Here is a 21,143-nt window from a genome sequence, read left to right on the forward strand (position 1 = left end):
TTCCGCAGCTCAGCGCGATTTAGCCATCTATTATTCCTGTTATACCAATCAATCTGATATTGTCATTGGCACACCTATGGCCAATCGCGTAGCTGATAAATTTAATGATTGTGTTGAATTGTTTGCCAACAGCAGTCGTTGGCGGTGAAGCTCTATACTGAAAAGCAGCACTCGATCGCGCAGATCTGCCGGATGCTCGGGATTTCGAAGCCGACGCTCTATAAATACCTCGCCGATGCACCTGCGGCGGGAACCACCAACCCCTGAGGCGCATGCCCCCGACTTTAGAGTAGTCTGTATACATAGATGTAATGCAGCAATATAGAGCGTATTTTTTATAGATTGCATTTTCCTCCTCTTTATCGAACAATTCTACGAATAGTTAATACAAATTCTCCATAATTCGACGGATTTTCATGGCTTAGTAGTGTATAAGCAATATAGTCATTATTTGGTGACCACATAACTTCTAAAACCGCGCCACCCTTACGCTCCATAGACTGTTCATTAAGCCGAATACTGCCATCTTCACCGAGTTTCGCAATGTATGCATTATGGGGAGATTGTCCACTCGTATTAAACTGGTATACAAAATACTGGTTGTCAGGCGACCATGCCAATGGCGCTTGATTGCTGCGCGTGATATTGGTTTTGTAGCGCACGACACCGTTCGCATCGGCGATAACAATGGTATCGGTCGCATCATTAAATGCAACATAGCGAGAATCCTGAGACCATATAATCCGAGGATATTCCTCAGTAATACTGATGGCAGCAGTAACATTCCCATCCGTCAGCCATTGAAGATTGATCGGGTGTTTACTGATCGGGTATTGCTTCGTGGGTTTGGTCAGCACTGCATGGTGGCCATTTGGTGAGAGTTGCATGGATGGACGTGAACTTGGAAGTGCATCATCAAAGAGCGTCTTGATTATACCATTAGCTTGAGGGGGTACTACGATAATGCGCTTATCTGTCGCAATCACAAGCCCTTGCTCGAGATTCCAGCGTATATTCAGTGACGAATTTGGTGGGAGCGGTAATTCCCCAATCTTTGTTGTCGATTGAGATACACTATCGTAGAGCCATACCGTGCTGATCGCTGATTGGGGACGGGTGGTATCGTGGATGACATAGGCAAGTATATGATCATCCTGAGGTGACCATACTGCTGCTTGGATATTTTGTGCAAGAATAGCAATGTCCTGTGATGCCACAGTCATAATTCTGAGGGTTTGATCTTGAGTATATAATAACCGAGTGCCATCGCTTGACCATCCCCAGAGCTGAAGATTTGGTTGGCTGGTTGTGATACTGGTTGTGGTCTCAAGTTTCCACGTTCCCCATGATGGTGGATTAAGCGTCAGTTCAAGCGGGATGATTTGTTGGGTATTTGATAGCGTCGAACTTGGCACAATTCCTGTTGGTACACTTGTCACCGTGGAGGGAATGACCGTCGGTATGGCTGTCGCCAGAACCGGCGTGGGATAGGGATTTTGTGCCGACTGAACCGCAGGTGAGGAGGTCGCTGGGACGATATCCGCATGTCCACATGCAACGAGCAGCAGCACAATACTTCCGAGAATGAACATTCGGCACATAACCAACTCCTTATAAAATCGTTAGGATGAGATCACGTGATGCCTTACTAAAGCAGGCACGCATCCGTTTCCCTCTTCATTGAAGACGCTTAGGATAGCAGTATTTCGCCCGCGTGGAGATAAGCCGCATTATCTTCTCTGGTATACTCCTTGTTACTATAACTTCTATGGAATTATCATACAATCTGGCAATCAAGGAGTCACAATGACAACCATTTGTGAACAGCTTGACCTATTTTTGGCCGCTATGGTACACCGTCGATGACATTGAAACCTTGCTCGCCGATGCCCAAGTGAAACCTAGCACCCGTAACCGACGTTATGAAATTTATCAAAGATACTAATCACATGGGTTAGTTAGAATTGACCTACAACCAGTGCTACAAGAGATCATTCCACTACTGCAACTACAGCATACTCTGCAGAAATATTCCATTGAGAATTGCGAGCTTCGTGAGCTTGCAACTGGGCCTTGCTATTGGATGCCACAGCCGCTCGCAGGGAATTGTGGCATGCACGAATATGATACCTGCTGGATTCAATAACCACGCTTATAGCGTAGCAATCAATTCTATAATCTCGGTTGATTATTCCAAAGGATTAGTGCGATGGCGCAAGCAACGATTCAGGCGCTCTTTCTCAAACCAGCCAAGGGGCAAGCGTTGGTTGATGGAAGCGCTTTAGGCATGACAATGCAGCAAGGCTATGGCATTGCTGGTGATTGCCAAGGCCATCCCTTGAGTCCCCGTCAAGTTCTCCTCGTACGGCGCGAAGATCTTGATGCTTTCAAGTTGCACCCAGGCGATTTGCGGGAAAATATCGTGCTCGCAGGGCTGGCAGAAACTGAATTTGTACCTGGCGCAGTCCTGCATCTAGGTAAGAGCGTGCAAATTCGGCTTAGCTTTCATTGTGAACCTTGTAAGCGCATCGCCCATGTGCTTGGCACGCCGCTTAAGCAGATTGTCGGCAAACGCGGGATTTTAGGCACTGTTGTTGTCGGTGGCGCGCTGCGTTGTGGCGATTGCGTTGTGGCGATTCGGTTGTTGTTGGCGCGCAGACGCTGCCGCTTTCGCCTATACCGTATAACCGATTTTTGCACTTTATTTCTGCGGTTCCCTATGGTAAGGTTGTAAGCTACAAAGAAATTGTAATAGGGATGGGAGTAGCGAACAGCTTTATGCGAGTTATTCCACAGTATCTGCAAAAAACTAATCCTGAGCAGTATCCAATTCATCGGGTCGTCGATACCAAAGGTCAGCTGCTGCCGCACTATATTCCCAGCCAAATAGATGCCTTACGTGCTGAGGGTATTGCGGTGGTTCTGGTTGATAGCATTGAACCGCATTCGTATCAACTCGATCTTCAGCGTTATGGGTGGCGTGGAAATAGCTAAACCATCGGCGATACTTCACGAATAGCGATTCAGAAAGGACATATATGACGAAGGAACCAGCAGTCAAAGGCCCAGCATCGTATTTTCCATCAATCGAGAAAACCTATGGCCACCCGATCGATCATTGGATGACGATTCTCGCTGCGATGGCAGACAAAACCCATATGCAGATGGTTGCTGCGCTGAAGACCGACCATGGAATGGGCCATGGCCATGCGAATGCACTGGTTGCCTATTATCGGGCGCAACAGCAATAAACCGAACCTTTAGGGGGCGGTCTTGCGCTCCTGTATCACTCATGAGGAACGTCGATGGAAATTCATTTGCTGCGCAATGCTACTATGCGCCTTCGCTATGCCCAGCACACATTGCTTGCTGATCCTGATTTTGCGCCACGCCATGCGCGTGATTCGTTTACTGGGCGTTCACGCAATCCGATGGTTGATTTGCCGTTGCCAAAAGAAGCGATTGTGGAGGGCATCGAGGCGGTGTTGGTGACCCACCTGCATGCGGATCACTTTGACGCTGAAGCGCAACAGCTGCTGCCCAAGGACATTCCTATTTTCTGTCAACCAGTTGATGCTGAACGTATTCAAAGCTATGGGTTTCACAACGTTATTCCGGTTGATCAAGTCGTTGAATGGCAGGGTATGCGGATTACGCTGGTGGCGGGCCAGCATGGGTTTGGCGCTGATCTCGCAAGCATGGGTCAGGTATCTGGTTTTGTATTGTCGGCTCCCCATGAGCCAACGCTATATTGGGTTGGCGATAGTGTATGGTATGCCGATGTTGCAACAACGATTGAGCAATTTCAGCCAAGCGTCATTGTAACCCATTCTTCTGGGGCGATTTGGGAGGCGGGAACTCCGATTGTGATGGATGCCCAGCAAACCATCACGCTGTGTCAGACGGCGACTGCAAGTACGGTTGTTGCCGTTCATCTGGATTCGCTTGATCATGGGCAGGTATCGCGCGCCGATCTCCGAATTGCTGCCAATGCTGCCGGAATTTCTGAGACTCAACTGCTTATTCCCAACGATGGAGCGGTGCTGGTATTCGAGGGTGAATCAACACCCAGCTGATCATCACCAGTGAGCAATTCAGCCATCGTCGCAAAATGCTCGGAGCGTGGTTGCATAGCACATTTTTTGCAGGAGAAATGAAGATGGTACCGCTGCTCCAAGGCCCGTTGTCAATGCACTATTGCATCTTGGGGATGCTCTCTGGTCGTCCACAATCCAACGATAGCAAATACGGCGATGCTGTCGATATGCTTTGGCCAACCGAAAAAGCTCGGATGGGAGCGATCTTTGTCCAAGCACTAACGGCTTTACATCAACACCTTGGCTGTCATGCTCTGCTGGTTGAGCGCGATTGGGCCTGGTGTTCTGCCGATCTGGCAGCGCATGTCGCAAGCTGGTATGGTGATCATGCGCTCCTAGATTATACAATGTTCCCAGACGGCTGGCAGTTTGACCCAGTGGTCGTTGGCCCACGCCGCTCGTTTATCAAAGGAATCCTGCTGCGACGAGGATTCTGGGACGAAACGCAGCAGCATTGGGAGGTTCCATTCAAGAAGCTAGCAGAGAGCTTTGTGCTCTATCAGATCCTGATTGATCTGCGTTGGTATGGGGTGAAAATGGTGCATGAGGCACTTGAGGGAACATTGGTGTTTATTATCATTCCCATGACCCCATGGGCGCAACAGTTGGTTGACGAGCCATGGCCATGGGAGCACGATCCAGATCCTTTAGTCTAGAAGCAGCGTCTGTGGAGCCGAAGGCGCAGCCTGAAAAAGTTGGCGGATATGCTCATAAAGCATCGATCTATCGTCGGCTGCAAGGTTTAGCTCAATTTGATACTGCGCTATGCCAATTTCTGCTGCTGCACTAGGCGCTAGATCGATGCTGCATTGGTTGCCACGAATAACAAACCTCGTAATCCCGCCATAGGTCGTAGCCCCCGCTGCGGTACTGAGGCAATAGGTATCCATCCCCAGCGCTATGTCCTGTGCATCAGGCTCTTCAAAGCTGCGTTGCAATTCGAGATATTCTGAAGGCTGCTCAGGGTCATCAGCAAAAACAATTGCTAAAATGTCATCATCAATCCAATCGATACCAACTGCTTGCGCCAAAAAATGAATTTTCTCCATGAATGCGATTCCTATCCACGCTAATGTTGCTGAGTATAGCGATAGGCTAATTCATACCAATCCCAAATCGTTACCGACCCAGTATCGGAAAAACTAACCTGATGCCGTTGAATATAGTCTTCGATTGTTGTAACAAATTGTTGTGCCTGCTGCTGATTAGGCGCAGTAGCAAGCTGCATCAGCGTTGTCAACCATTCTTCTATTCCGCCAGCACCATCAGGGTCGTTGCGAATCTGATCAATACATTCCTGAACCCGATCATAGTCGCCGAGAAAATACCAGCCAATCGCTGCTTTTGTAAGCTCAGTCGTATTGCGCGGGTAGCGCACAAGCCGCGTCGCTACATACTGGGTTGTTGCTTGAAACCAGCGCTGTGCTCGGTGCTTTTCGCCACCTAAACGATAGAGATTTGCTCTGGTTAAAGTATCAAAACTGGTCGGTTCACGGAATACGGTTTCGTGCAAGGCCGCTGCCTCACAAAATAAAGGCTTTGCAGATTCATCATTTAAGAGGTGGAGACAGCGCGCAACCTGCTCGATGCGACCATAATTTCGGCGTTCTGCAAGCTGCTTTTGACGGAGCGCTAGCTCCTGATGAAGTTGGGTTTGATTGATCAATGGGAGCGTGGTATTTGGCAATTAAGAATCCATTCTTTGATCGGTCTGATTGGGATGCGTTGCTTGTAACGCTTGAAATTGATCCCAATAGGCATCCATATCTTTGGTAATTGGGAAGGGATGGAGCATATGCATAGCTTGTTGATAGATATGGTGGGCATCTTCTGTCTGTCCATCAGATTGCAAAAGCCCAATCAGAGCAAGGTTCGCTTCAAGGATAGTGCTGATGTGTTCTGCAGGATCAAGCTGCGCTAAAATCGCTAAGGTTTGGCGATACCAAGCTTGAGCCGAATGATACGAGCCATGGGTGCTGAGCATTTGGCCCACTCTAAGCGAGTGAAACATCGTGGTCTCATGAATTTCGCCAAAGAGCTGGCAATTGATCTGATAGGCGCGTTGGGCATAGTCGATTGCGGCCAGCGTTTTGCCTTGGCGTATACAACTTTCGGCCAAATTATTAAAGCTGGTAGCAAGCTGCTCATGCAGAACGCCCAATGAGCGTTCTTCTGCCTGTATCGCCTGCCGATACCAATGCTCTGCAAGCGAATCCCAGTTCAAATCGTCTGCATAAGCAGCCAGTTGATTGGCACAGATCGCAACCGCCCGATCGCCCCAGCCCTGCATACGGCTAGCAAGCTGCTGCAAATGGGGAGCCGCCCAACGCATTGCGGCAAAATAAGCTGATCCATCTAAAGCATTAAGCTGGGTCTGCCACTGATCTACAACGTGAAAGGCATTCGCTTGATCGCCTACCTGTGCATGGACGATCTCTCCCACTACTTGATGAATGATGATCGCATTTGTTCCGCTCAGTAGCCCTACGTCCAGCAAGCGTTGTAAAGTCGCAACGGCGGTATCAACTGGAGTTTCAGCAGCGATAAACGTTAGCACAAACGCACGCGGTAGCGGCACTCCATGGGCACACCATGCAACATAATCGAGCATGCCCAAGGCCAAGCTATCAAGCTGATTAATAGTCAAGCGTACGCTGGCTATACAGCAATCTAATGGCTGCGATGCAACTACGCTTTCTTGCTGCTTGAGCAAGCTTAACCCATGTTGATAGCGTTGTACGTTATGTGAAGAAATGACTTGGAGATAGCTCGCTGCCACATGTAACGTTAACGGGAAATGGCCCAAATGCGCTGCAAGCGTCGTAGCTTCTACAGCGCTTAATCGTGGGCAGGCTTGCTGCAAAAGTTCACGACTTTCGTTCGGCACTAGCATGGCAAGCTGAAGCGTGCTTAGGGTTGACCACTGATCGGAGCGCGATGTCACCAAGACCCGACAGCCACCAATCAGCGGTTGCCATTGCGCTAACAAACGAGGATCAGCACAATTATCAAAAATCAGCAGGCGTGGAATGGGTAATTGCCAAACCTTAATCACCTGCTCAATCAGTTGGTCTCCGTCCAAACCAGTCCTATCAATCGATAATTCCTGCGCAGAGCCTGCAAGTTGAAGCTCAATCGAATTAGAGTTGGCACAGTTGATCCAAACGATCCCACCAGGAAAAGAGTAGCTATAATGAGTGATGAACGCAGTCACAAGGCTGGTTTTCCCAATTCCGCTTGGCCCAACTAGAACAAGCGCAGCTTGGGCTGGAATCAGCGCAGCGGCCATGGCTTTTAATTCCAGCGCACGGCCTATAAAAGTAGGGCTTGGCTCAAACGGAATAAACGATGTTGGGTGAACAACAGCCTGCTTCATAGAAAGAGAATCACCGGGGTCAATCTGCATGCTATCCAAAGGTATCCTATCCTCCTTTATATATGGCAGATCCGTTGCAACTTGAGTGAGCCTGCATGGACCTGCCGCTTTCGAGCTTCATACTACCCGCTTTCGAGCCTAAACAGAATCGTGGCCTTTGAGCCAGTTCAAAATCGCTTGAATCGAGGTAGCGTACTTCTACGAATCACGCTCATGTTGCTGGGTATAGCGATAGGCTAATTCATACCAATCCCAAATCGTTAATAAATATTCGTTTTTCTGCACCACATACTTTTTTGCTTCACTAGCAATATACAGCCTTTGTGCATCTCTATCTCGGCGCGACGATTCAAACAACCATGAACGGCCATGCAGTCGCTATTGAAATTGAATCACACTTTCCGCAAGCGGGCGAGGCTAGTATTCGCCTACGGATGCCAGCGCCACAACAATTTACCCTCGCCCTCAGAATCCCTGAATGGGCCAAAACCTATACGATCACGGTTGCAGATGCTGTTACTGAGTTCAAACAAGGCTATCTTTACATCAGCAAGCGCTGGAACCCTGATGAAACCATTGCCTGCTCGTTTGCCATGGAAATCAAACGCATCACAGCCAATCCATTCGTACGCGAAACCATCGGTAAAATCGCGCTGATGCGTGGGCCGATTGTCTATTGTCTTGAAGAAGTAGATAACGGCAATAACCTGCATTTGCTGTCGCTCCCCCGCGAAGCAGAACTCTTGTTGGAAGCCAAAGATAGCTTGGCAGATCGGATTCAGCTCAGATCACGCTTTAGTCTACCAGCAGAAGCAACTACGCTGGATTCCCTATTACCAATGGGCAAATCGTGGTGAATGTGAAATGCAAGTCTGGATAACTGAGGCCTGAAGTTTATGTGCCCGCCGATTAGGTCGGCGGGCACATTATTATTAAAGCCTACGCAGGATCGTGGCGTTTGAGCCAGCCCAACATTGCTTGATTGGTTTCGTCTGGCTTTTCTTGCTGAATCCAATGCCCACAATCAAGGCTGAGCACTTCCACGTTGGGCACGAAGGTTGTCAGATTTGGCGAACGCTGGACAGAATCGTGGTTGCCGTAAATCATCAGCGCTGGTTGCTGGATAATAGGCTCTACATTGGCCAAAAGATGCCAATTGCGGTCAAGATTGCGATACCAATTAATGCCGCCAGTAAAGCCTGATGCTTCGAACGCGGCGACGAAAACGGCCAACTCGTCATCATGCATAATCGGCTCGCCCTGTGGTGTTGCAGCTTTGGCCAAATTAATCAAGGCCATGCCTGGTTGCGGCTCGCTGGGCGGCACATTCTTGCGGTAGAGATTGCGCAAAAATTGTAGTGTATGCGCTTCGAAGATCGCATCGGCAACACCTGGCTGGCGATGAAAGTGGACGAAATAAGAATCGCTGCCAAGAATTGCCTCTAAAAATTCGAGCCACGGCATTGTGCCGCGATCCATGTAGGGCACGCTGAGGTTAATCAGTTTGTTGACCCGTGTTGGATGTAATAACGTCAAGCCCCAGACAACCATTGCGCCCCAATCGTGGCCAATAAACGTCGCATCGGCGTAGCCATAATGATCGAGCAATCCAATCAGATCACCGGCTAAATGGGCGATCGAGTAAGCAGCTACATCTGCTGGCCGCGCTGAGTTGCCATAGCCGCGCTGATTGGGAACGATGACATGATAGCCTGCATCGGCCAAAGCTGCCATCTGATAGCGCCACGAGAAGGCATGCTCTGGCCAGCCGTGACAAAGCACAATTGGCTTGCCGCCATGCGGGTCGCCTGCCTCAAAAACTTCAAGGCTAATTCCATTAATTGTAATAAAACTGGGCTTCGGAAAATCGCTTGGATTAAACATCAGGGTTCCTTCGGTGCTAAGTGAGCGTGTTTGATGGAAATCAACACGTCGTGCTGCTCATAGCGCGAGTATAATAGCCAAACGATGACAGCTATATGTCACTGTTTTTGATGAGGTAAAGAAGGAACTCATGGAAAAAGTCGAGCGCTTGATTGCGATTACCATGATCTTGCTGCAAAAAGAGCTGGTTTCTGCAAGCGAATTTGCCCAGCTCTTCAATGTTTCCAAGCGCACAATCCTGCGCGATATGCAAACGTTGAGCTTTGCGAATATCCCGATCTATGCGCTGACTGGGGTCAACGGTGGCTATGGGATTATGGATACCTACAAAGTTGATAAACGCCTGTTAAGTAGCGCCGATTTAGAGCATATATTAACTGCGCTGGCTGGATTGCAACAACTGTTGATCACCGAAGAGGTTGCCCGAACAATCAAAAAAATCGAAGCCATGGTCGGTTCATTAGCGCTCAATCGTTCCATGCAACTGTCATTTTATGCGTGGGAAGGGCGGGCTGAGCTGCGTGAACCATTAAAAATTTGCCAAGCAGCGCTAGTAAAGCAGCGGCTTGTGGCATTTGAATACACCGATAAAGCTGGAGCAGTAAGCCAACGCATCGTCGAGCCATATGCGTTGCATTTCAGCGAATCAAGTTGGTATTTGCAAGGCTTCTGCCTTGATCGGCAGGGCTATCGGAGCTTCAAGCTGGCCAGAATGGGCCAATTGAGGATGGATGGACGCGGGTTTGAACAGCGCGCTGATTGGCCAGCCCACGCCAATGCCGCCCACGATCATCCGCAGTTCGTGACGATTAAGGCCTTGATCGCAGCGAGCATCCACGACCAAATTATCGAACGCTATGGCCGTAGCAACATTGAAGCCTACACTGCTGATTATGGGCTGGCGACGATGTATGTGCCGCAGAATCCGCAGGGCTTTCAGCTTTTAGCCAGCTTTGGCACGCAGATTAAAGTGATCGAACCGCAAAGTTATGTTGACGAATTTCGCAGCTATCTCACGCAAATGCTGCAAAACTATGCTTGATTAGCGGTTGGCATCAGTATCGATCATGGGCTTGAGCAGATCACCATAGCTAAACAGATAGACTTCAAGGGTCGTGAGGCTGGGCATTGCAGTCCAGTCGCTGGTTGTTAAGCGCTGATGCAGCTGCTCAAAAATAGCGACACTCTCTAAGCGATTGAAGGCAAGAAAACCCTCGCCATCAGCAAGGAAGGTGCGTTGTTGGCCAGCCATCTGCGCAAAACAAAGGTGCAGTTGGTAGCGATTCATGCCATACGGCCTAGCAGTATAGGGTAATTGGGCGCGCAGCCATGCCAGAACTTCATCAGCTAAGACCGTTCGTGCCGCAAAACTCAGGGTCGAGCTAGCCTCCCAGCCCCGTGCACCAAAGCCTTGATGATTGTTGAGGGTTGCAGTCATACTCCGAATCATCCGCTGCCGCTGCCACCATTGTTTGAGTCGGTGTATCATGGCTACTCCTAATTTAAGCAGGCTTGCTTGGTAAGGAAATAGTATAGTTCGTGTTATGAGTGAAAGGTTCAGTCTTGATGCCAACGTTTTCGCAGGTACGACCGCCAGCCACCGATCAGCAACTTGCAGCACTAGAAGCACGAATCGGCTACCCGTTGCCCGAAGCCTATCGCACGTTTTTGCACACCACGAATGGGGGAATACCAAATCCTATTGTCTTTAGCATCAAGGATGATTGGTTTACCGAAGGACATGTAGATGTCTTTTCGTCGGTTGATCCCGCTGATCCGCACCATTATATTCACCGCGATCTAGATATTTTCGGCGATGAGATCCCCGCAACGATGTTGCCAATTGGGAGTGACCCAGGCGGGAATGTAATCTGTATCTCACTAGCAGGCCAGACAACTGAGCAGATCTTTTTTTGGGATCATGACACGTCCGAGGACGACGATCCCTTTTCATGGTGCGCCCCTGACCTCCCAACGTTTCTTGCCAACCTGGCTCCAGAAAATCTCGATGTCTAAGCTGGTGCAGGCAAACAGGCATATTTAGGATGTCAAGCGCCTTGTCGACGATGAAAACTCAGCCCACAAGCGGTTAACCAAAGCTGCGGGTGCTGGTATCGTGATAACGCTGGGCGCTTGCCCGCTATGGATTGCATATACTGTGAGGAGTTTTTGCAATGGCACTTGAACGACTGGATGCTGCACCAACCGACTTTGATTTTGTGCATGGCGACTGGAATGTTCGCCACCGACGGCTCAAAGATCGCCTGGTTGGCAATACCGAATGGATTGAATTCAGCGGGCACATGTCCACTCAGCCCGTGCTTGGCGGGTATGGCAATGTCGAAGACAACCTCTTGAATCTCCCAGAAGGGCCGTATCGCGCCATTGCGATCCGCTCGTTCAATCCTCAAACCATGAGTTGGTCGATCTGGTGGCTCGATGGGCGCATGCCCGACCAGCTTGATGTGCCAGTGGTTGGGCAGTTTATCGACGGAGTTGGCACCTTCTATGCTAACGATACGCTGCGCGGCAAGCCAATCAAAATCCGCTTCCTCTGGTTTGCAGTAACGCCAGATCAACTGCGCTGGGAACAAGCTTTCTCCGCCGATGACGGAGCCACGTGGGAAACCAACTGGATTATGGATTTCTCGCGCTAACTCTAGAGCCGCCACCCATCAATGGAGATGTTCGGCGGCTATTAATCACCATTTCCCACCAACGTATACCATCATTATGTAAAACAAGAGATAGGAAGTGAGGATGGATCTCTTTGGGGCAAGGATAGGAGCTGAAAATCGGATTGACAAGCCACGCGTTGTAACAGCGTTGTAACAGCGCAGGGCTATGCTCAATCTAGGCAGCGCCTATCGATGATTCATTGCTGCCCGAAAGGGAGAATCCATGTTCAGCTCGATCACAGCACCCCAACGTGGCATCCACTGTCGCTATTGGCTTGTGCTCTTAACAAGTTTTGGCTATTTCAGCTTCAGCGATTGGCTGCTAACAAGAATTTTTGGCTATGGGTTGTGGCCACTCTATTTGGTTAGCACAGGGTTGCTGTTTACGCTGCAATGGTGGCTGCTTGTGCCCCATCCCGATGGCTTGCGCTGGATCATTGGTAGTATTGGGGTCTTTACGCTGTGCTTGTTGATAACCACTTTTTGGCTAGAACCATTATTTAGATCTGTCTCACAGACATATATGCCACAATTTGGTGATAAAGGGAGATTTATCCTTCAAGACGTACTTACCTATGGTTTCTGGGGCTTGCTGCTTGGGTTCGTCCAAGCGACCGCACTACCAGCGTGCTATAGTCCGCTCAAGTGGATTATGCTCTCGACGCTTGTCTATAGTTTGGCGGGTTTGGGGTTGTTGTATTTACTATGAGGTTCATCATCACACATTTTTTGCTGCTGGTGGTGGGTAAACAAGCGAGGTTCACACGTAGCCACACCATGATCAACACATAGAAATCCATGGTGTGGCTATACTAACCACGGGTCAGTTAATCAAGCAGCGTATTCAATCCATAGAAGGCCAACAGGTTGGTCTGGATGCCATGGCGCGTAATGGCCGCCTGAACCTCACGAACCACGTGCCGCTGGAGATCCATGGGCTGTATAGCCGCTGCGGCAAAGGCATCTTGGCAGCGCTGATCGCTAAACTTCGTATGCGTATACATGAGCTTTCCATCGTCATCGCGGGATATCATGGGACTGCTCGTATCGTAGTGCGTAGCCGCAAACACCTGACTAAGCAGCCATTGCGCGATCATATAGGCCCAATATGGATCTGACAGCTGGCGGAGGTAGGCCAACAGCAGCGTGGTGCATTGATCGCTGGGCAGGAAGAGGATCGTTGTCCACGCATCCCACACCTGCGTGCGCACAGCATCGTCAGGATGGGTATTTAAGGTTGGCAACGGTTCTAGGAGTCGCTCAAGCAGTGCGGAGTTGGCAGGCGCACCGTCGCTGAGCAACAGCAGCGCCTTGTCTGCTGCCCACTGCACGCGGAGGTCGGGATGCGTTTTCCAGGGCATGAACAGATCACGGTCTGCGTGGACGAGCTGGTGTCCTTGGCGTTTTCGGCGCAAACAGAGCCAAGCCAAATTGTTGATCGCATCGACCACGATCAGCGGATCAGACTCGGCCTGAATACCCGCGACAACCACTGCGAGAAATCGGTCACTCTCCTCGGGGAATAACGCGAGCATGGTATACGCTGCCGCACGGACTTTGGCGGCTGGATGGGTGAGAAAAGTACAAACGCTATCCACCTGCTCCCGACCCGTCGCATGACACGCCTCCCAGAGCTGGTTGATGTGGGTTAATGGCTCTGGATTGGTCCATTTCCACGCTGGGTCGGTTGGCATTGCCCCGTAAGATGCGAGCGTCGCTGCACATTCTAGCAACGTTGCGCAATGGTCCGCGTTGGACTGCTGTGCGGCGGCCTGGAGGAAAAATGGGATGACAACGGGCGTGACCGAATAAATCGTGTATTGGTGGATGCTATGGAGATAGACCTTCTTGATCCCACGTTCAAAGATCATGGGATCGGGGGAGATGAGATCGGGGAGAAACTGCGGAAAGTGCGCGGCATGACCATAGGCGCTTTCTAGGTGTTTCCAACGGACGGTATTGAGGCCGATGAACATGGGACCTTTTTTCTTTATGAATAGATGTCACTGCGGGCGTGATGGGTGAGTTGGTTGTCTCATTATAGCAATTCTAACACGCTCAGTCTAGGGGGATCATGCAGAAACAATCGTGGACTCTCTGTTTTCTCCATTGTTGAACGCTCTGTAGGGGCTTGGCTAATGGGCGGGGCTGATTAACCAACCCCGCTTGTTCTAGGCAAGGCAATTAATACAGTTGTTCGCTCTCGTCGCCATCTGCATTGACTGCCTCCAGCACGGTTTCGCTAGCCAGTTGCACACCACAATCGGGGCAGGCATCGAAGCTAATTTCGCCGTCCTGATGTTCCGCATAATTCAAATCGTACTCTGTTCCACATTCACACGTTACTGATAGCTGCATAATGCCTCCTTGGCTGTATTGTAGCAAATGGCTGAAAAAAGCACGAATGGCTAGGGCAGCGCATTCAGAATGCTTGGCAGTCGCCAAAACACAATCCCAGCCAGCACCAACCATGGGCAGAAAATAAGTATGCCAGCTCCGGTTGGCACAATACTAGCCACCAAAACACCTTCCAGCGCCATTTGGAGCGAGCCATAGTCGAGATAAAAAGCGCTCAAGCAACCAAGAATCCAGCTAGCACAACAGATGCTGGTTAAGATCCAGCGCAGCCTATTTGGCGCAGCGCGCACTGATAGCCAATCAACCAGCCCTAGCCGCGCAATAAGCGCAAGCAGCAATGAAACCATGCCTGCATTGATGATTCCAAACAAGCAACCAATCAAAGCCCCAACCACGAAGCTAAGGATCAATAATCCAAAACTGAGGGGCTAATCGGGTTTAAGCCTACGAGGTACAGCCATGCCATTACAACGCCATAGATTGGGCCAGCTACCAACCCCCATAACACCAATTGCTCGCCAATGCTCCGAAATAGTGCCTTAATCGTTGGCGTAGCGCGTCTTGCCCGAACTGCATTCATCGCGTGCTCCTTGTACTCATGCTGAATGCAGTATGCTGCTATGCTGTTACGCTGGCGTTACAAGCTGAGCTTGGTACTATGGTAGGATAGAGTTTAGAATTGTGATCGTATCATTAGGGGTTTTGAGAGAGGAATACCACAATGAACAGACTGAATCGGGTGTTGTGCTTCGTGATGATCTTCTTAGCCGGATGTGGTGCCATTAACCCAACGCCTACTGATGTTGTTGAAGCACCCCCAACAGCCGAGCCAACCATCGTCAGCGACTATCCAACAGCCGAGCCCACTGTTGATAGGACACGGCTTCTCATCTCCATCGCGTATTTCGGCGGGCGCTGTATCTCTGCGACGAATCCGGACAGTATGCCGTACATTTGCAATGGAAAAAACGAGATCTTGAAAGATGGAACCCTGACGTTGATCAGTAATGGTACTCTGATCAAGACGACGATCCTATCTGCAGACGAGCTTGCCAGCATTACCACAGCCGTTTCGAATACCGATTTTACCACGATCAAAAACACACCCTTTTTCGGCATCTGCCAAGCACCTATTTATGAGGCTGAAGTTACCTACACGATCGTAACGGTCAATGGATTGGAAGAAATTGCCAGTTGTACGGTCGCGATTGATCCAACACTCCCCTTGTTCCAAACCCTCACAGAGCTTCTGGAGAAGTATGATCATGAATGGGAATAACAGCTGCTGATCAAATGCTCCATAATTTTTTGTGGAGCATTTGATCAGAGGGCTAAGATCTACTGCTCGCCGCCAGGTTGGGCAAAGTTGACATGCTCAGCGCGGGCCGTGCTATTCGTGCGGCCAGGATAGGAGAGCCACTGCATGGCGATATTGAGTTCCTTAATAATATCTGCTGCTTCGATTGTGACACCACTCTCCAATTCGATCGTTCCAGTGGTATGGCCGTCGCTGACCAAGGTAAGATCGTAGCCGCGTTCAAGCGCGCCATATGCGGTAGCCCGAATACACCAATTGGTTGCTGCGCCTGCTAGCACAATGTGCGAGACATTCAACGCCGCAAGTTCTTCCGCTAAGCTGGTCTGTTCAAACGATGAATTAAATTGCTTATGGATACGTGGCTCACCCTCAGCTGGTACCAACTCTGGAACCCATTGCCACTGTGGACTATCGGTGGGCAGTTCCTCATCGGTGTGTTGAACCCACAGCACAGGAATTTTTTCTGCGCGGGCACGCTCTACAGTGCGGGCAATGTTGCCGATGATCCGCGCGCCATCCCATGCCTCATTGACGACCCCAACCTGAACATCAACGACCACGAGCGCTGCGTTGTTGCCTTCCCGAATAGTTGCCATATGGTGCTCCTTTATTGCAATTGAGCAGAGAAACATTGGGTGTAGTATAGCACATATGTACGAATTTAATATCTTCTATCCAATTGTTTGCTCATCTCCTTGGCGTGCCCGCGCAATCGTGCTAAATTGGATTGGACATAGCTAAGGGCTTGGCGGCGATCAGCGTCACCAGTTGCTGCATCGAAAATCTCAGCACAAGAAACCGCAATATCCTCAATAATACGTTCATAGCGATAGTAGCTGAGCGCTGCTTGATCAACGGGAGTTGAACCATAACCTTCATAAAATAGCGTAGCTTCTGCCGCTGGCGAATGCACGTTGCCAAACAGGCCAGCACCGATAAACATTAAATCTCGTTCTTTGGGAGCGAACAGTAATGTGTCCCAATCAACCAGAAAGAAGCGATCACTATCCACAACCAAGAGATTCCAGCCATGACAATCGGCGTGGCAGAGCACAAATGGCGGTGGCTGTTGCTGAAGTTGCTCGGCGAGGGCAGTCGTTCGCGTAATGATTGCGTGCAGTTCGGCAGCCTTGGTTGTCAACAGCGCAACGAGTTCAGCAGCGATTGGGTCAGCAGTTGATTGGGCTTCCGCCTGTGCGAGAAACCATGTGAGCCGTTCGCGCCAGCGCGGCGAGAACTGTTCTTGTGGCAGGTCGGCAGTCATCGCGCTTGGAAACTGCACCGTATGCAGGGTTTTGAGCGTAGCCCCAAACTTGCACCACTGCTCATCGGAGAGCGGGCGATCAATGCCATGCAATCCAGCAACATACGGATACACAACGACAGTAAATGGGTCGAACCACACCCACAGATCTCCGGTTTGGGTGCGCATGGCTGGAATAACCTGGCTCATGCCAACATCATGCAGATAGCTTGGGATGAGCACACTGGCTGGAGCGAAGTGGTTTTGTCTGAGCTTCAAAAAATAAGGGGTGTCATCGCTGGTGACAACCTGATAGACCGCTGTATGCGCATCGGCTCCAAGCGGCAAAAAGCTAAGCTCGCGCACCTGCAATCCATAGGCCAAATTAAGGCATTGCACAAGCGCTGTTTCGGCAAGTTGCGGTTGTTCTAGCATCGCTCACACTACTCCCTGAAAAAACTACATCTGCGCCAGATCCTTGCTCGCAACCACACAATAGTTGGAGCGGTGGGCAGGGTCGGGGTCAGCAACAATTTTGGTGGCGCTGAAGCCTGCGGCGTGCAGCATTGTCTGCAACTCCGCTCCAGTGTATGGGCGACACTCAGGCGTGCCAACCGGCAGATCGGGGTTGTCGCTGTTCCAGCGCTCGCGTGGCAAAATGGTGAGCACCAAGCGCCCACTTGGCCGCAGTACCCGCCAGATCTCAGCCAGCGCCACCGAGGCTTGAGGCCAAAAATAAATCGAGTGGATGCTGAAAACTTGATCAAAGCGCTCTGCTGCAAAAGGAAGATTGTTGGCCTCACCCCCGAGCAACCGTACCCGTCCAGCCCGAATCGCGGCAGCGTTGCGACGGCGCGCCGCTCGCAGCATTGTTGGCGAGAAATCCACGCCGATGATCTGGCCTGTGCTGACGATCGTGCTGAGCGTTTGAATCGCGACCCCAGGGCCAAAACCAATCTCCAAAATCTGGTCGCTTGGTCGGGCCTGCAAAACATCGATCGTCCAGCGATTCTCTGGCTGGTGGTCGCGGGCCATATCGCGGCCAATGTAGCGCCCCAGCCAGCCGCTCGGTCGCCGATACTGGGCATCAAGATTAACGATTCGTCCTAGCATGCGTTCCTCATTCTCTTATGCTAATTTGGCTAGCGTGCGCGCTGGTAGTGCATGGCGACTGCGCCACAATGGAGCGGTGTTGCGGAGATAAACGTGAGCTTTCGGGTGTTTGGCAAACCGCGCTCGTATAGGGTCGGGCCATGGCCAGCAATCCTCGGCTGGACGAGGAATTTGTACTCATCGATCAGATCCAGCCGATCGAGTTCGGTCGCGAGCTTGCCGCTGCCGAGCAGCACACCATTTGGGGTTGCGTCCTTGAGGTGCTGGATGACGGTGCGCAAGTCGCCGTTTAGGTGATGGCTGTTTGTCCACGGGAAATCGGTTCGCGTTGAGGAAACCACATACTTCTGCTTAGCATCGAGCTTGATCGCCCACTCGCGCAGCGCCGGTGGGGCATCCGTTTCACCGCGAGCGACCGCTGGCCAATAGCTTTCCATCAACTCGTAGGTGACGCGACCCCACAGCATTGCGCCGCTCTCGTCCATGAGCTTGGTAAAAAAGGCATGGGTCTCGTCATCGGCGATTCCCTCTTGGTGATCGATGCACCCGTCTAAGGTAATGTTGATACTGAAGGTCAAAAGTCCCATGATGTGCTCCATTCAAAATAGCCTAGGCTATTATAACGAACATTTGTGCGTTTTTCTACTCCTCTCATGATTAAAGGTACTGCACAACTCATACAATTTGCGAGCTATGCCATAATACGCAAGATCAAGAGCGGATTATTTGTTTGGTGAACTATGCCCTATATCTGCCCTGAATGCCATGGCGTGTTGTTTCAGATTATGCAAGATGGCATTGTGCGCTTTCGCTGTCATACCGGCCATGCCTACTCAGTCAGAACCCTGCTTGATGAAATTTCCAAGGCCATCGAAGCCTCGCTTTGGAGTGCGATTCGAGCAATGGATGAAAAGTCTTTTTGTTGCAACATATTGCCCAGCATATGCATGAACAAGCCTCGTTGACGCTGGCCGAACAGGTGCGCCAGCATGCACGCGCGGTTGAGCAACAATCACAATTAGTCCGCTTAGCCTTGCTGCGTAAACCAACCTAATCCATGGACTATTGAGCAAAGGATCGACAGCGTTGATGGATGCACATGCTTTTTTTGATCGCGATACGGAACAGGCTGTGGTGTTTCCGGTTGTAGGAATTGGCGTAGGCTGCGGTGGAATTGAGCCGCTGATCGCCTTTTTTGCCCAACTTCCCAGCAATAGTACCATGGCGTTTATGCTATTTCTCAGCACCAATGGCCCGTCAGAAGAACAGCTGCACAATGTTATTTCCGATCAGATTGCGCTGCCATGCATTCGTTTGCACGGCGCAATCGCACTTGCACCAAATCAGCTGTATCTCGTGCCGCCAATGCACCAAATTCAGATTCGCAATAATCTGCTGAATAGCATTCCAGCCGATGCGATTAATGGCATTCACATGCCAATTGATCATGGTTTTCGGGCGTTGGCTGGTCATTTTAATGGAGCAACGGCGGCCATCATTCTTTCTGGCAGCGGCAGTGATGGCGTACTCGGAATCAAACGGGTTAAAGAGGCAGGAGGCGTAACGCTGGCCCAAGATCCCCAAACTGCCGACTATCCCGAAATGCCACGGGCAGCGACGAAATTCAAGCCTTATTTCAAGATTTGCTAATTAGTGTCACCAATTTCTTTCGCGATCACGAAGCTTGGCGGGCGGTCGAAGCGATTCTGCCGCTGATTTTTGCCCGCAAGCAAGCGACAATTCCAATTCGGGTGTGGGTTTCGGCCTGTGCAACGGGCGAAGAAGCCTATACAATTGCCATGTTGCTGCGCGAATTTGCCGATACCATGGATCGTCCGCTTAAAATTCAAGTTTTTGCAACCGATATTGACGACGATGCAATTACGATTGCGCGGCAGGCAATTTACCCAGCGACGATTGCTGGCGATATTCGTGAGGATCGTTTGCAACGCTTCTCGCACGTTGATTTGCTCACATGTCGCAATCTGCTGATTTACCTCAATCATGAAGCGCAAGCCAAGGTGATTCAGGCCTTTCATTTTAGTTTGCGCGCTGGCGGCTATTTGCTGCTTGGCAGTTCCGAATCGCTTGATGGCTCGCTGAATCTGTTTACGGCGGTTGACAAAAATATCGCATCTTTCAGCGTTTGCCAGGCACAACCAACAACTCGATTGCGCTCAATATCCATCTTGGGCGGAGCATGGGCAGTTTCTTGCATTTTGATGAAGGGCGGCTCTCGTCGAATTTGCTCACAGTGATTCATCCATGTTGCTGACTGAACTTGAAGCCGAACTTGAACACACGCGCTTTCAATTGCGCACGACCGTTGATCAATACGAGGCTGCTGTGGAAGAATATAAAGCAATCAACGAAGAGCTCCAAGCAATCAACGAAGAACTGCGAGCTGCGTCGGAAGAGTTGGTTACCAGCAAAGAGGAGCTGCAATCGGTTAACGAGGAGCTAACGACCTTAAACGTTGAACTTAAACATAAGGTTGAAGAAGTCAGTCAAGCGCACAACGATCTGCAAAATCTGATTACGTCAACCCAAATTGGCACAATTTTCCTTAATCGCCAATTGTGCATTAAACGCTTTACGCCCAGTGTCCAAAGCATTTTCAACCTGATTCCCGCCGATCTTGAACGCCCATTGGCCCATGTAACCCATGAACTGCTCTATGCTGATCTGATGCAGAATGTGGAGCAAGTGCTTCAAACCTTGGCTCCAGTTACCCGCGAAGTCTCAAGCCGCCATGGCCATTGGTACATTATGCGCCTGCTGCCGTATCGCACATTGGAAGATCGGATTGATGGGGTGGTGATTACCTTCATTGATATTACCGAACGCAAATTAACCGAAGTGGCGCTGCGCAAAAGCGAAGAGGAACTCAACAAGGCGCATACAATTCTCGAAGCCCGCGTGCAGGAGCGCACGGCTGCCTTGGTCGCTGCCAACGCCGCCTTGCAAACCGAGATCAATCATCGAGTTGAGGCCCAAAAAGCGCGCCAAGAAGTATTACGTCAACTTGTTACCGTCCAAGAAGATGAACGCAAGCATTTAGCGCGCGAATGACACG

The 21,143-nt window shown here is 50.4% G+C and carries 30 protein-coding genes and 1 pseudogene; 17 read left to right on the forward strand and 14 right to left on the reverse strand.

The window, feature by feature from the left end:
- The first annotated feature begins 138 nt into the window (after positions 1 to 138).
- Positions 139 to 267, forward strand: a complete 129-nt coding sequence (locus C5S61_RS19945; protein ID WP_338066658.1) for a helix-turn-helix domain-containing protein — start codon at positions 139 to 141, stop codon at positions 265 to 267.
- Between the two features lie 92 nt (positions 268 to 359).
- On the opposite strand, the gene C5S61_RS19950 is transcribed toward C5S61_RS19945, so the two are convergent.
- A complete protein-coding gene (locus C5S61_RS19950; protein WP_110517878.1) occupies positions 360 to 1,601 on the reverse strand; it encodes a beta-propeller domain-containing protein in 1,242 nt (413 codons plus the stop codon).
- A gap of 608 nt (positions 1,602 to 2,209) precedes the next feature.
- On the opposite strand from C5S61_RS19950, the gene C5S61_RS26925 reads away from it, so the two are divergent.
- From C5S61_RS26925 to C5S61_RS19975, 5 genes are all read left to right on the forward strand, one after another.
- Positions 2,210 to 2,734 (forward strand): MOSC domain-containing protein, encoded by a 525-nt coding sequence (locus C5S61_RS26925; RefSeq protein ID WP_164689673.1) that lies wholly within the window; start codon positions 2,210 to 2,212, stop codon positions 2,732 to 2,734.
- Positions 2,695 to 2,994 (forward strand): MGMT family protein, encoded by a 300-nt coding sequence (locus C5S61_RS19960; RefSeq protein WP_164689674.1) that lies wholly within the window; start codon positions 2,695 to 2,697, stop codon positions 2,992 to 2,994. The genes C5S61_RS26925 and C5S61_RS19960 overlap by 40 nt, the downstream gene beginning before the upstream one ends.
- Before the next feature lie 44 nt (positions 2,995 to 3,038).
- Positions 3,039 to 3,251, forward strand: a complete 213-nt coding sequence (locus C5S61_RS19965; RefSeq protein WP_110517883.1) for a DUF4287 domain-containing protein — start codon at positions 3,039 to 3,041, stop codon at positions 3,249 to 3,251.
- Positions 3,252 to 3,305: 54 nt separating this feature from the next.
- Positions 3,306 to 4,076 (forward strand): MBL fold metallo-hydrolase, encoded by a 771-nt coding sequence (locus C5S61_RS19970; RefSeq protein ID WP_110517885.1) that lies wholly within the window; start codon positions 3,306 to 3,308, stop codon positions 4,074 to 4,076.
- Positions 4,077 to 4,159: 83 nt separating this feature from the next.
- A complete protein-coding gene (locus tag C5S61_RS19975; protein ID WP_110517887.1) occupies positions 4,160 to 4,753 on the forward strand; it encodes a hypothetical protein in 594 nt (197 codons plus the stop codon).
- Here C5S61_RS19975 and C5S61_RS19980 read toward each other — a convergent pair.
- The 3 genes from C5S61_RS19980 to C5S61_RS19990 are packed head-to-tail and all read right to left on the reverse strand — an operon-like array spanning position 4,745 to position 7,473.
- Positions 4,745 to 5,146, reverse strand: coding sequence for an Imm10 family immunity protein (locus tag C5S61_RS19980; protein ID WP_110517889.1), 402 nt, complete (start codon positions 5,144 to 5,146; stop codon positions 4,745 to 4,747). The two genes, C5S61_RS19975 and C5S61_RS19980, sit on opposite strands and share 9 nt — an antisense overlap.
- Positions 5,147 to 5,166: 20 nt before the next feature.
- Complete coding sequence (locus C5S61_RS19985) at positions 5,167 to 5,784, reverse strand: hypothetical protein (RefSeq protein WP_110517891.1); 618 nt, start codon at positions 5,782 to 5,784, stop codon at positions 5,167 to 5,169.
- Entirely contained in the window at positions 5,785 to 7,473 is a 1,689-nt protein-coding gene (locus tag C5S61_RS19990) for a tetratricopeptide repeat protein (RefSeq protein WP_164689676.1), read from the reverse strand.
- A gap of 323 nt (positions 7,474 to 7,796) precedes the next feature.
- On the opposite strand from C5S61_RS19990, the pseudogene C5S61_RS19995 reads away from it, so the two are divergent.
- Positions 7,797 to 8,183: pseudogene (locus C5S61_RS19995) on the forward strand (glycoside hydrolase family 127 protein); the annotation flags it as partial.
- A 115-nt stretch (positions 8,184 to 8,298) separates the two neighbouring features.
- Positions 8,299 to 8,364, forward strand: a complete 66-nt coding sequence (locus C5S61_RS27595; protein WP_369128093.1) for a hypothetical protein — start codon at positions 8,299 to 8,301, stop codon at positions 8,362 to 8,364.
- Between the two features lie 48 nt (positions 8,365 to 8,412).
- Here C5S61_RS27595 and C5S61_RS20000 read toward each other — a convergent pair whose 3' ends face one another.
- On the reverse strand, positions 8,413 to 9,357 hold the full coding sequence (locus C5S61_RS20000; RefSeq protein WP_110517897.1) for an alpha/beta fold hydrolase: 945 nt from the start codon (positions 9,355 to 9,357) through the stop codon (positions 8,413 to 8,415).
- Between the two features lie 130 nt (positions 9,358 to 9,487).
- Between C5S61_RS20000 and C5S61_RS20005 the strand changes: the two genes are divergently transcribed.
- Positions 9,488 to 10,399, forward strand: a complete 912-nt coding sequence (locus C5S61_RS20005; RefSeq protein WP_110517899.1) for a helix-turn-helix transcriptional regulator — start codon at positions 9,488 to 9,490, stop codon at positions 10,397 to 10,399.
- Here the strand turns inward: C5S61_RS20005 and C5S61_RS20010 are convergent, their stop codons facing one another.
- Positions 10,400 to 10,846 (reverse strand): hypothetical protein, encoded by a 447-nt coding sequence (locus C5S61_RS20010; RefSeq protein ID WP_110517901.1) that lies wholly within the window; start codon positions 10,844 to 10,846, stop codon positions 10,400 to 10,402.
- 77 nt (positions 10,847 to 10,923) lie between these two features.
- Here C5S61_RS20010 and C5S61_RS20015 point away from each other — a divergent pair, with 77 nt between their 5' ends.
- The 3 genes from C5S61_RS20015 to C5S61_RS20025 all read left to right on the forward strand — a co-directional run bounded on the left by C5S61_RS20015 (position 10,924) and on the right by C5S61_RS20025 (position 12,744).
- Entirely contained in the window at positions 10,924 to 11,373 is a 450-nt protein-coding gene (locus C5S61_RS20015; protein ID WP_110517903.1) for an SMI1/KNR4 family protein, read from the forward strand.
- 158 nt (positions 11,374 to 11,531) lie between these two features.
- On the forward strand, positions 11,532 to 12,014 hold the full coding sequence (locus tag C5S61_RS20020) for a DUF1579 domain-containing protein (RefSeq protein WP_110517905.1): 483 nt from the start codon (positions 11,532 to 11,534) through the stop codon (positions 12,012 to 12,014).
- Positions 12,015 to 12,258: 244 nt separating this feature from the next.
- Positions 12,259 to 12,744, forward strand: coding sequence for a hypothetical protein (locus tag C5S61_RS20025; protein WP_110517907.1), 486 nt, complete (start codon positions 12,259 to 12,261; stop codon positions 12,742 to 12,744).
- 118 nt (positions 12,745 to 12,862) lie between these two features.
- Here C5S61_RS20025 and C5S61_RS20030 read toward each other — a convergent pair whose 3' ends face one another.
- The 4 genes from C5S61_RS20030 to C5S61_RS26935 all read right to left on the reverse strand — a co-directional run bounded on the left by C5S61_RS20030 (position 12,863) and on the right by C5S61_RS26935 (position 14,973).
- Positions 12,863 to 14,011 (reverse strand): hypothetical protein, encoded by a 1,149-nt coding sequence (locus tag C5S61_RS20030; RefSeq protein ID WP_110517910.1) that lies wholly within the window; start codon positions 14,009 to 14,011, stop codon positions 12,863 to 12,865.
- A gap of 208 nt (positions 14,012 to 14,219) precedes the next feature.
- On the reverse strand, positions 14,220 to 14,393 hold the full coding sequence (locus C5S61_RS26930) for a hypothetical protein (RefSeq protein WP_164689678.1): 174 nt from the start codon (positions 14,391 to 14,393) through the stop codon (positions 14,220 to 14,222).
- Positions 14,394 to 14,443: 50 nt separating this feature from the next.
- Positions 14,444 to 14,764, reverse strand: coding sequence for a hypothetical protein (locus C5S61_RS20035; RefSeq protein ID WP_124033475.1), 321 nt, complete (start codon positions 14,762 to 14,764; stop codon positions 14,444 to 14,446).
- 35 nt (positions 14,765 to 14,799) lie between these two features.
- A complete protein-coding gene (locus C5S61_RS26935) occupies positions 14,800 to 14,973 on the reverse strand; it encodes a hypothetical protein (RefSeq protein WP_164689680.1) in 174 nt (57 codons plus the stop codon).
- A gap of 141 nt (positions 14,974 to 15,114) precedes the next feature.
- On the opposite strand from C5S61_RS26935, the gene C5S61_RS20040 reads away from it, so the two are divergent.
- Positions 15,115 to 15,672 (forward strand): hypothetical protein, encoded by a 558-nt coding sequence (locus C5S61_RS20040; RefSeq protein ID WP_110517915.1) that lies wholly within the window; start codon positions 15,115 to 15,117, stop codon positions 15,670 to 15,672.
- A gap of 59 nt (positions 15,673 to 15,731) precedes the next feature.
- On the opposite strand, the gene C5S61_RS20045 is transcribed toward C5S61_RS20040, so the two are convergent.
- From C5S61_RS20045 to C5S61_RS20060, 4 genes are all read right to left on the reverse strand, one after another.
- Positions 15,732 to 16,307, reverse strand: a complete 576-nt coding sequence (locus C5S61_RS20045) for a cysteine hydrolase family protein (RefSeq protein WP_164689681.1) — start codon at positions 16,305 to 16,307, stop codon at positions 15,732 to 15,734.
- Positions 16,308 to 16,372: 65 nt separating this feature from the next.
- Positions 16,373 to 17,389 (reverse strand): phosphotransferase enzyme family protein, encoded by a 1,017-nt coding sequence (locus C5S61_RS20050; RefSeq protein WP_110517919.1) that lies wholly within the window; start codon positions 17,387 to 17,389, stop codon positions 16,373 to 16,375.
- A 24-nt stretch (positions 17,390 to 17,413) separates the two neighbouring features.
- Positions 17,414 to 18,067: a class I SAM-dependent methyltransferase gene (locus C5S61_RS20055; RefSeq protein WP_110517921.1), complete on the reverse strand. Its 654-nt coding sequence runs from the start codon at positions 18,065 to 18,067 to the stop codon at positions 17,414 to 17,416.
- 29 nt (positions 18,068 to 18,096) lie between these two features.
- Positions 18,097 to 18,654 (reverse strand): dihydrofolate reductase family protein, encoded by a 558-nt coding sequence (locus C5S61_RS20060; protein WP_110517923.1) that lies wholly within the window; start codon positions 18,652 to 18,654, stop codon positions 18,097 to 18,099.
- A gap of 332 nt (positions 18,655 to 18,986) precedes the next feature.
- Here C5S61_RS20060 and C5S61_RS27475 point away from each other — a divergent pair, with 332 nt between their 5' ends.
- From C5S61_RS27475 to C5S61_RS20075, 4 genes are read left to right on the forward strand one after another with little or no spacing between them, the layout of a single operon-like run.
- Entirely contained in the window at positions 18,987 to 19,121 is a 135-nt protein-coding gene (locus C5S61_RS27475) for a hypothetical protein (RefSeq protein WP_276309114.1), read from the forward strand.
- Positions 19,122 to 19,156: 35 nt separating this feature from the next.
- The gene (locus tag C5S61_RS20065; RefSeq protein ID WP_110517925.1) at positions 19,157 to 19,717 is read left to right on the forward strand and encodes a chemotaxis protein CheB; all 561 of its coding nucleotides are present in this window, start codon (positions 19,157 to 19,159) and stop codon (positions 19,715 to 19,717) included.
- Positions 19,711 to 20,325, forward strand: a complete 615-nt coding sequence (locus C5S61_RS20070) for a CheR family methyltransferase (protein WP_164689683.1) — start codon at positions 19,711 to 19,713, stop codon at positions 20,323 to 20,325. Before C5S61_RS20065 ends, C5S61_RS20070 begins: the two co-directional genes overlap by 7 nt.
- Positions 20,326 to 20,332: 7 nt before the next feature.
- The gene (locus C5S61_RS20075; RefSeq protein ID WP_110517929.1) at positions 20,333 to 21,139 is read left to right on the forward strand and encodes a PAS domain-containing protein; all 807 of its coding nucleotides are present in this window, start codon (positions 20,333 to 20,335) and stop codon (positions 21,137 to 21,139) included.
- Positions 21,140 to 21,143: the final 4 nt, after the last annotated feature.

This window comes from Herpetosiphon llansteffanensis, assembly GCF_003205875.1.
GTDB lineage: Bacteria > Chloroflexota > Chloroflexia > Chloroflexales > Herpetosiphonaceae > Herpetosiphon > Herpetosiphon llansteffanensis.

What these genes read in the sequence shown, in the direction of transcription:
- C5S61_RS19950 (WP_110517878.1), bottom strand. Translation starts at nt 1,601, where the DNA reads ATGTGCCGAATGTTCATTCTCGGAAGTATTGTGCTGCTGCTCGTTGCA.
- C5S61_RS26925 (WP_164689673.1), top strand. Translation starts at nt 2,210, where the DNA reads ATGGCGCAAGCAACGATTCAGGCGCTCTTTCTCAAACCAGCCAAGGGG.
- C5S61_RS19965 (WP_110517883.1), top strand. Translation starts at nt 3,039, where the DNA reads ATGACGAAGGAACCAGCAGTCAAAGGCCCAGCATCGTATTTTCCATCA.
- C5S61_RS19970 (WP_110517885.1), top strand. Translation starts at nt 3,306, where the DNA reads ATGGAAATTCATTTGCTGCGCAATGCTACTATGCGCCTTCGCTATGCC.
- C5S61_RS19975 (WP_110517887.1), top strand. Translation starts at nt 4,160, where the DNA reads ATGGTACCGCTGCTCCAAGGCCCGTTGTCAATGCACTATTGCATCTTG.
- C5S61_RS19980 (WP_110517889.1), bottom strand. Translation starts at nt 5,146, where the DNA reads ATGGAGAAAATTCATTTTTTGGCGCAAGCAGTTGGTATCGATTGGATT.
- C5S61_RS19990 (WP_164689676.1), bottom strand. Translation starts at nt 7,473, where the DNA reads ATGAAGCAGGCTGTTGTTCACCCAACATCGTTTATTCCGTTTGAGCCA.
- C5S61_RS20000 (WP_110517897.1), bottom strand. Translation starts at nt 9,357, where the DNA reads ATGTTTAATCCAAGCGATTTTCCGAAGCCCAGTTTTATTACAATTAAT.
- C5S61_RS20005 (WP_110517899.1), top strand. Translation starts at nt 9,488, where the DNA reads ATGGAAAAAGTCGAGCGCTTGATTGCGATTACCATGATCTTGCTGCAA.
- C5S61_RS20010 (WP_110517901.1), bottom strand. Translation starts at nt 10,846, where the DNA reads ATGATACACCGACTCAAACAATGGTGGCAGCGGCAGCGGATGATTCGG.
- C5S61_RS20015 (WP_110517903.1), top strand. Translation starts at nt 10,924, where the DNA reads ATGCCAACGTTTTCGCAGGTACGACCGCCAGCCACCGATCAGCAACTT.
- C5S61_RS20020 (WP_110517905.1), top strand. Translation starts at nt 11,532, where the DNA reads ATGGCACTTGAACGACTGGATGCTGCACCAACCGACTTTGATTTTGTG.
- C5S61_RS20025 (WP_110517907.1), top strand. Translation starts at nt 12,259, where the DNA reads ATGTTCAGCTCGATCACAGCACCCCAACGTGGCATCCACTGTCGCTAT.
- C5S61_RS20030 (WP_110517910.1), bottom strand. Translation starts at nt 14,011, where the DNA reads ATGTTCATCGGCCTCAATACCGTCCGTTGGAAACACCTAGAAAGCGCC.
- C5S61_RS26930 (WP_164689678.1), bottom strand. Translation starts at nt 14,393, where the DNA reads ATGCAGCTATCAGTAACGTGTGAATGTGGAACAGAGTACGATTTGAAT.
- C5S61_RS26935 (WP_164689680.1), bottom strand. Translation starts at nt 14,973, where the DNA reads ATGAATGCAGTTCGGGCAAGACGCGCTACGCCAACGATTAAGGCACTA.
- C5S61_RS20040 (WP_110517915.1), top strand. Translation starts at nt 15,115, where the DNA reads ATGAACAGACTGAATCGGGTGTTGTGCTTCGTGATGATCTTCTTAGCC.
- C5S61_RS20045 (WP_164689681.1), bottom strand. Translation starts at nt 16,307, where the DNA reads ATGGCAACTATTCGGGAAGGCAACAACGCAGCGCTCGTGGTCGTTGAT.
- C5S61_RS20050 (WP_110517919.1), bottom strand. Translation starts at nt 17,389, where the DNA reads ATGCTAGAACAACCGCAACTTGCCGAAACAGCGCTTGTGCAATGCCTT.
- C5S61_RS20055 (WP_110517921.1), bottom strand. Translation starts at nt 18,067, where the DNA reads ATGCTAGGACGAATCGTTAATCTTGATGCCCAGTATCGGCGACCGAGC.
- C5S61_RS20060 (WP_110517923.1), bottom strand. Translation starts at nt 18,654, where the DNA reads ATGGGACTTTTGACCTTCAGTATCAACATTACCTTAGACGGGTGCATC.
- C5S61_RS20065 (WP_110517925.1), top strand. Translation starts at nt 19,157, where the DNA reads ATGGATGCACATGCTTTTTTTGATCGCGATACGGAACAGGCTGTGGTG.
- C5S61_RS20075 (WP_110517929.1), top strand. Translation starts at nt 20,333, where the DNA reads ATGTTGCTGACTGAACTTGAAGCCGAACTTGAACACACGCGCTTTCAA.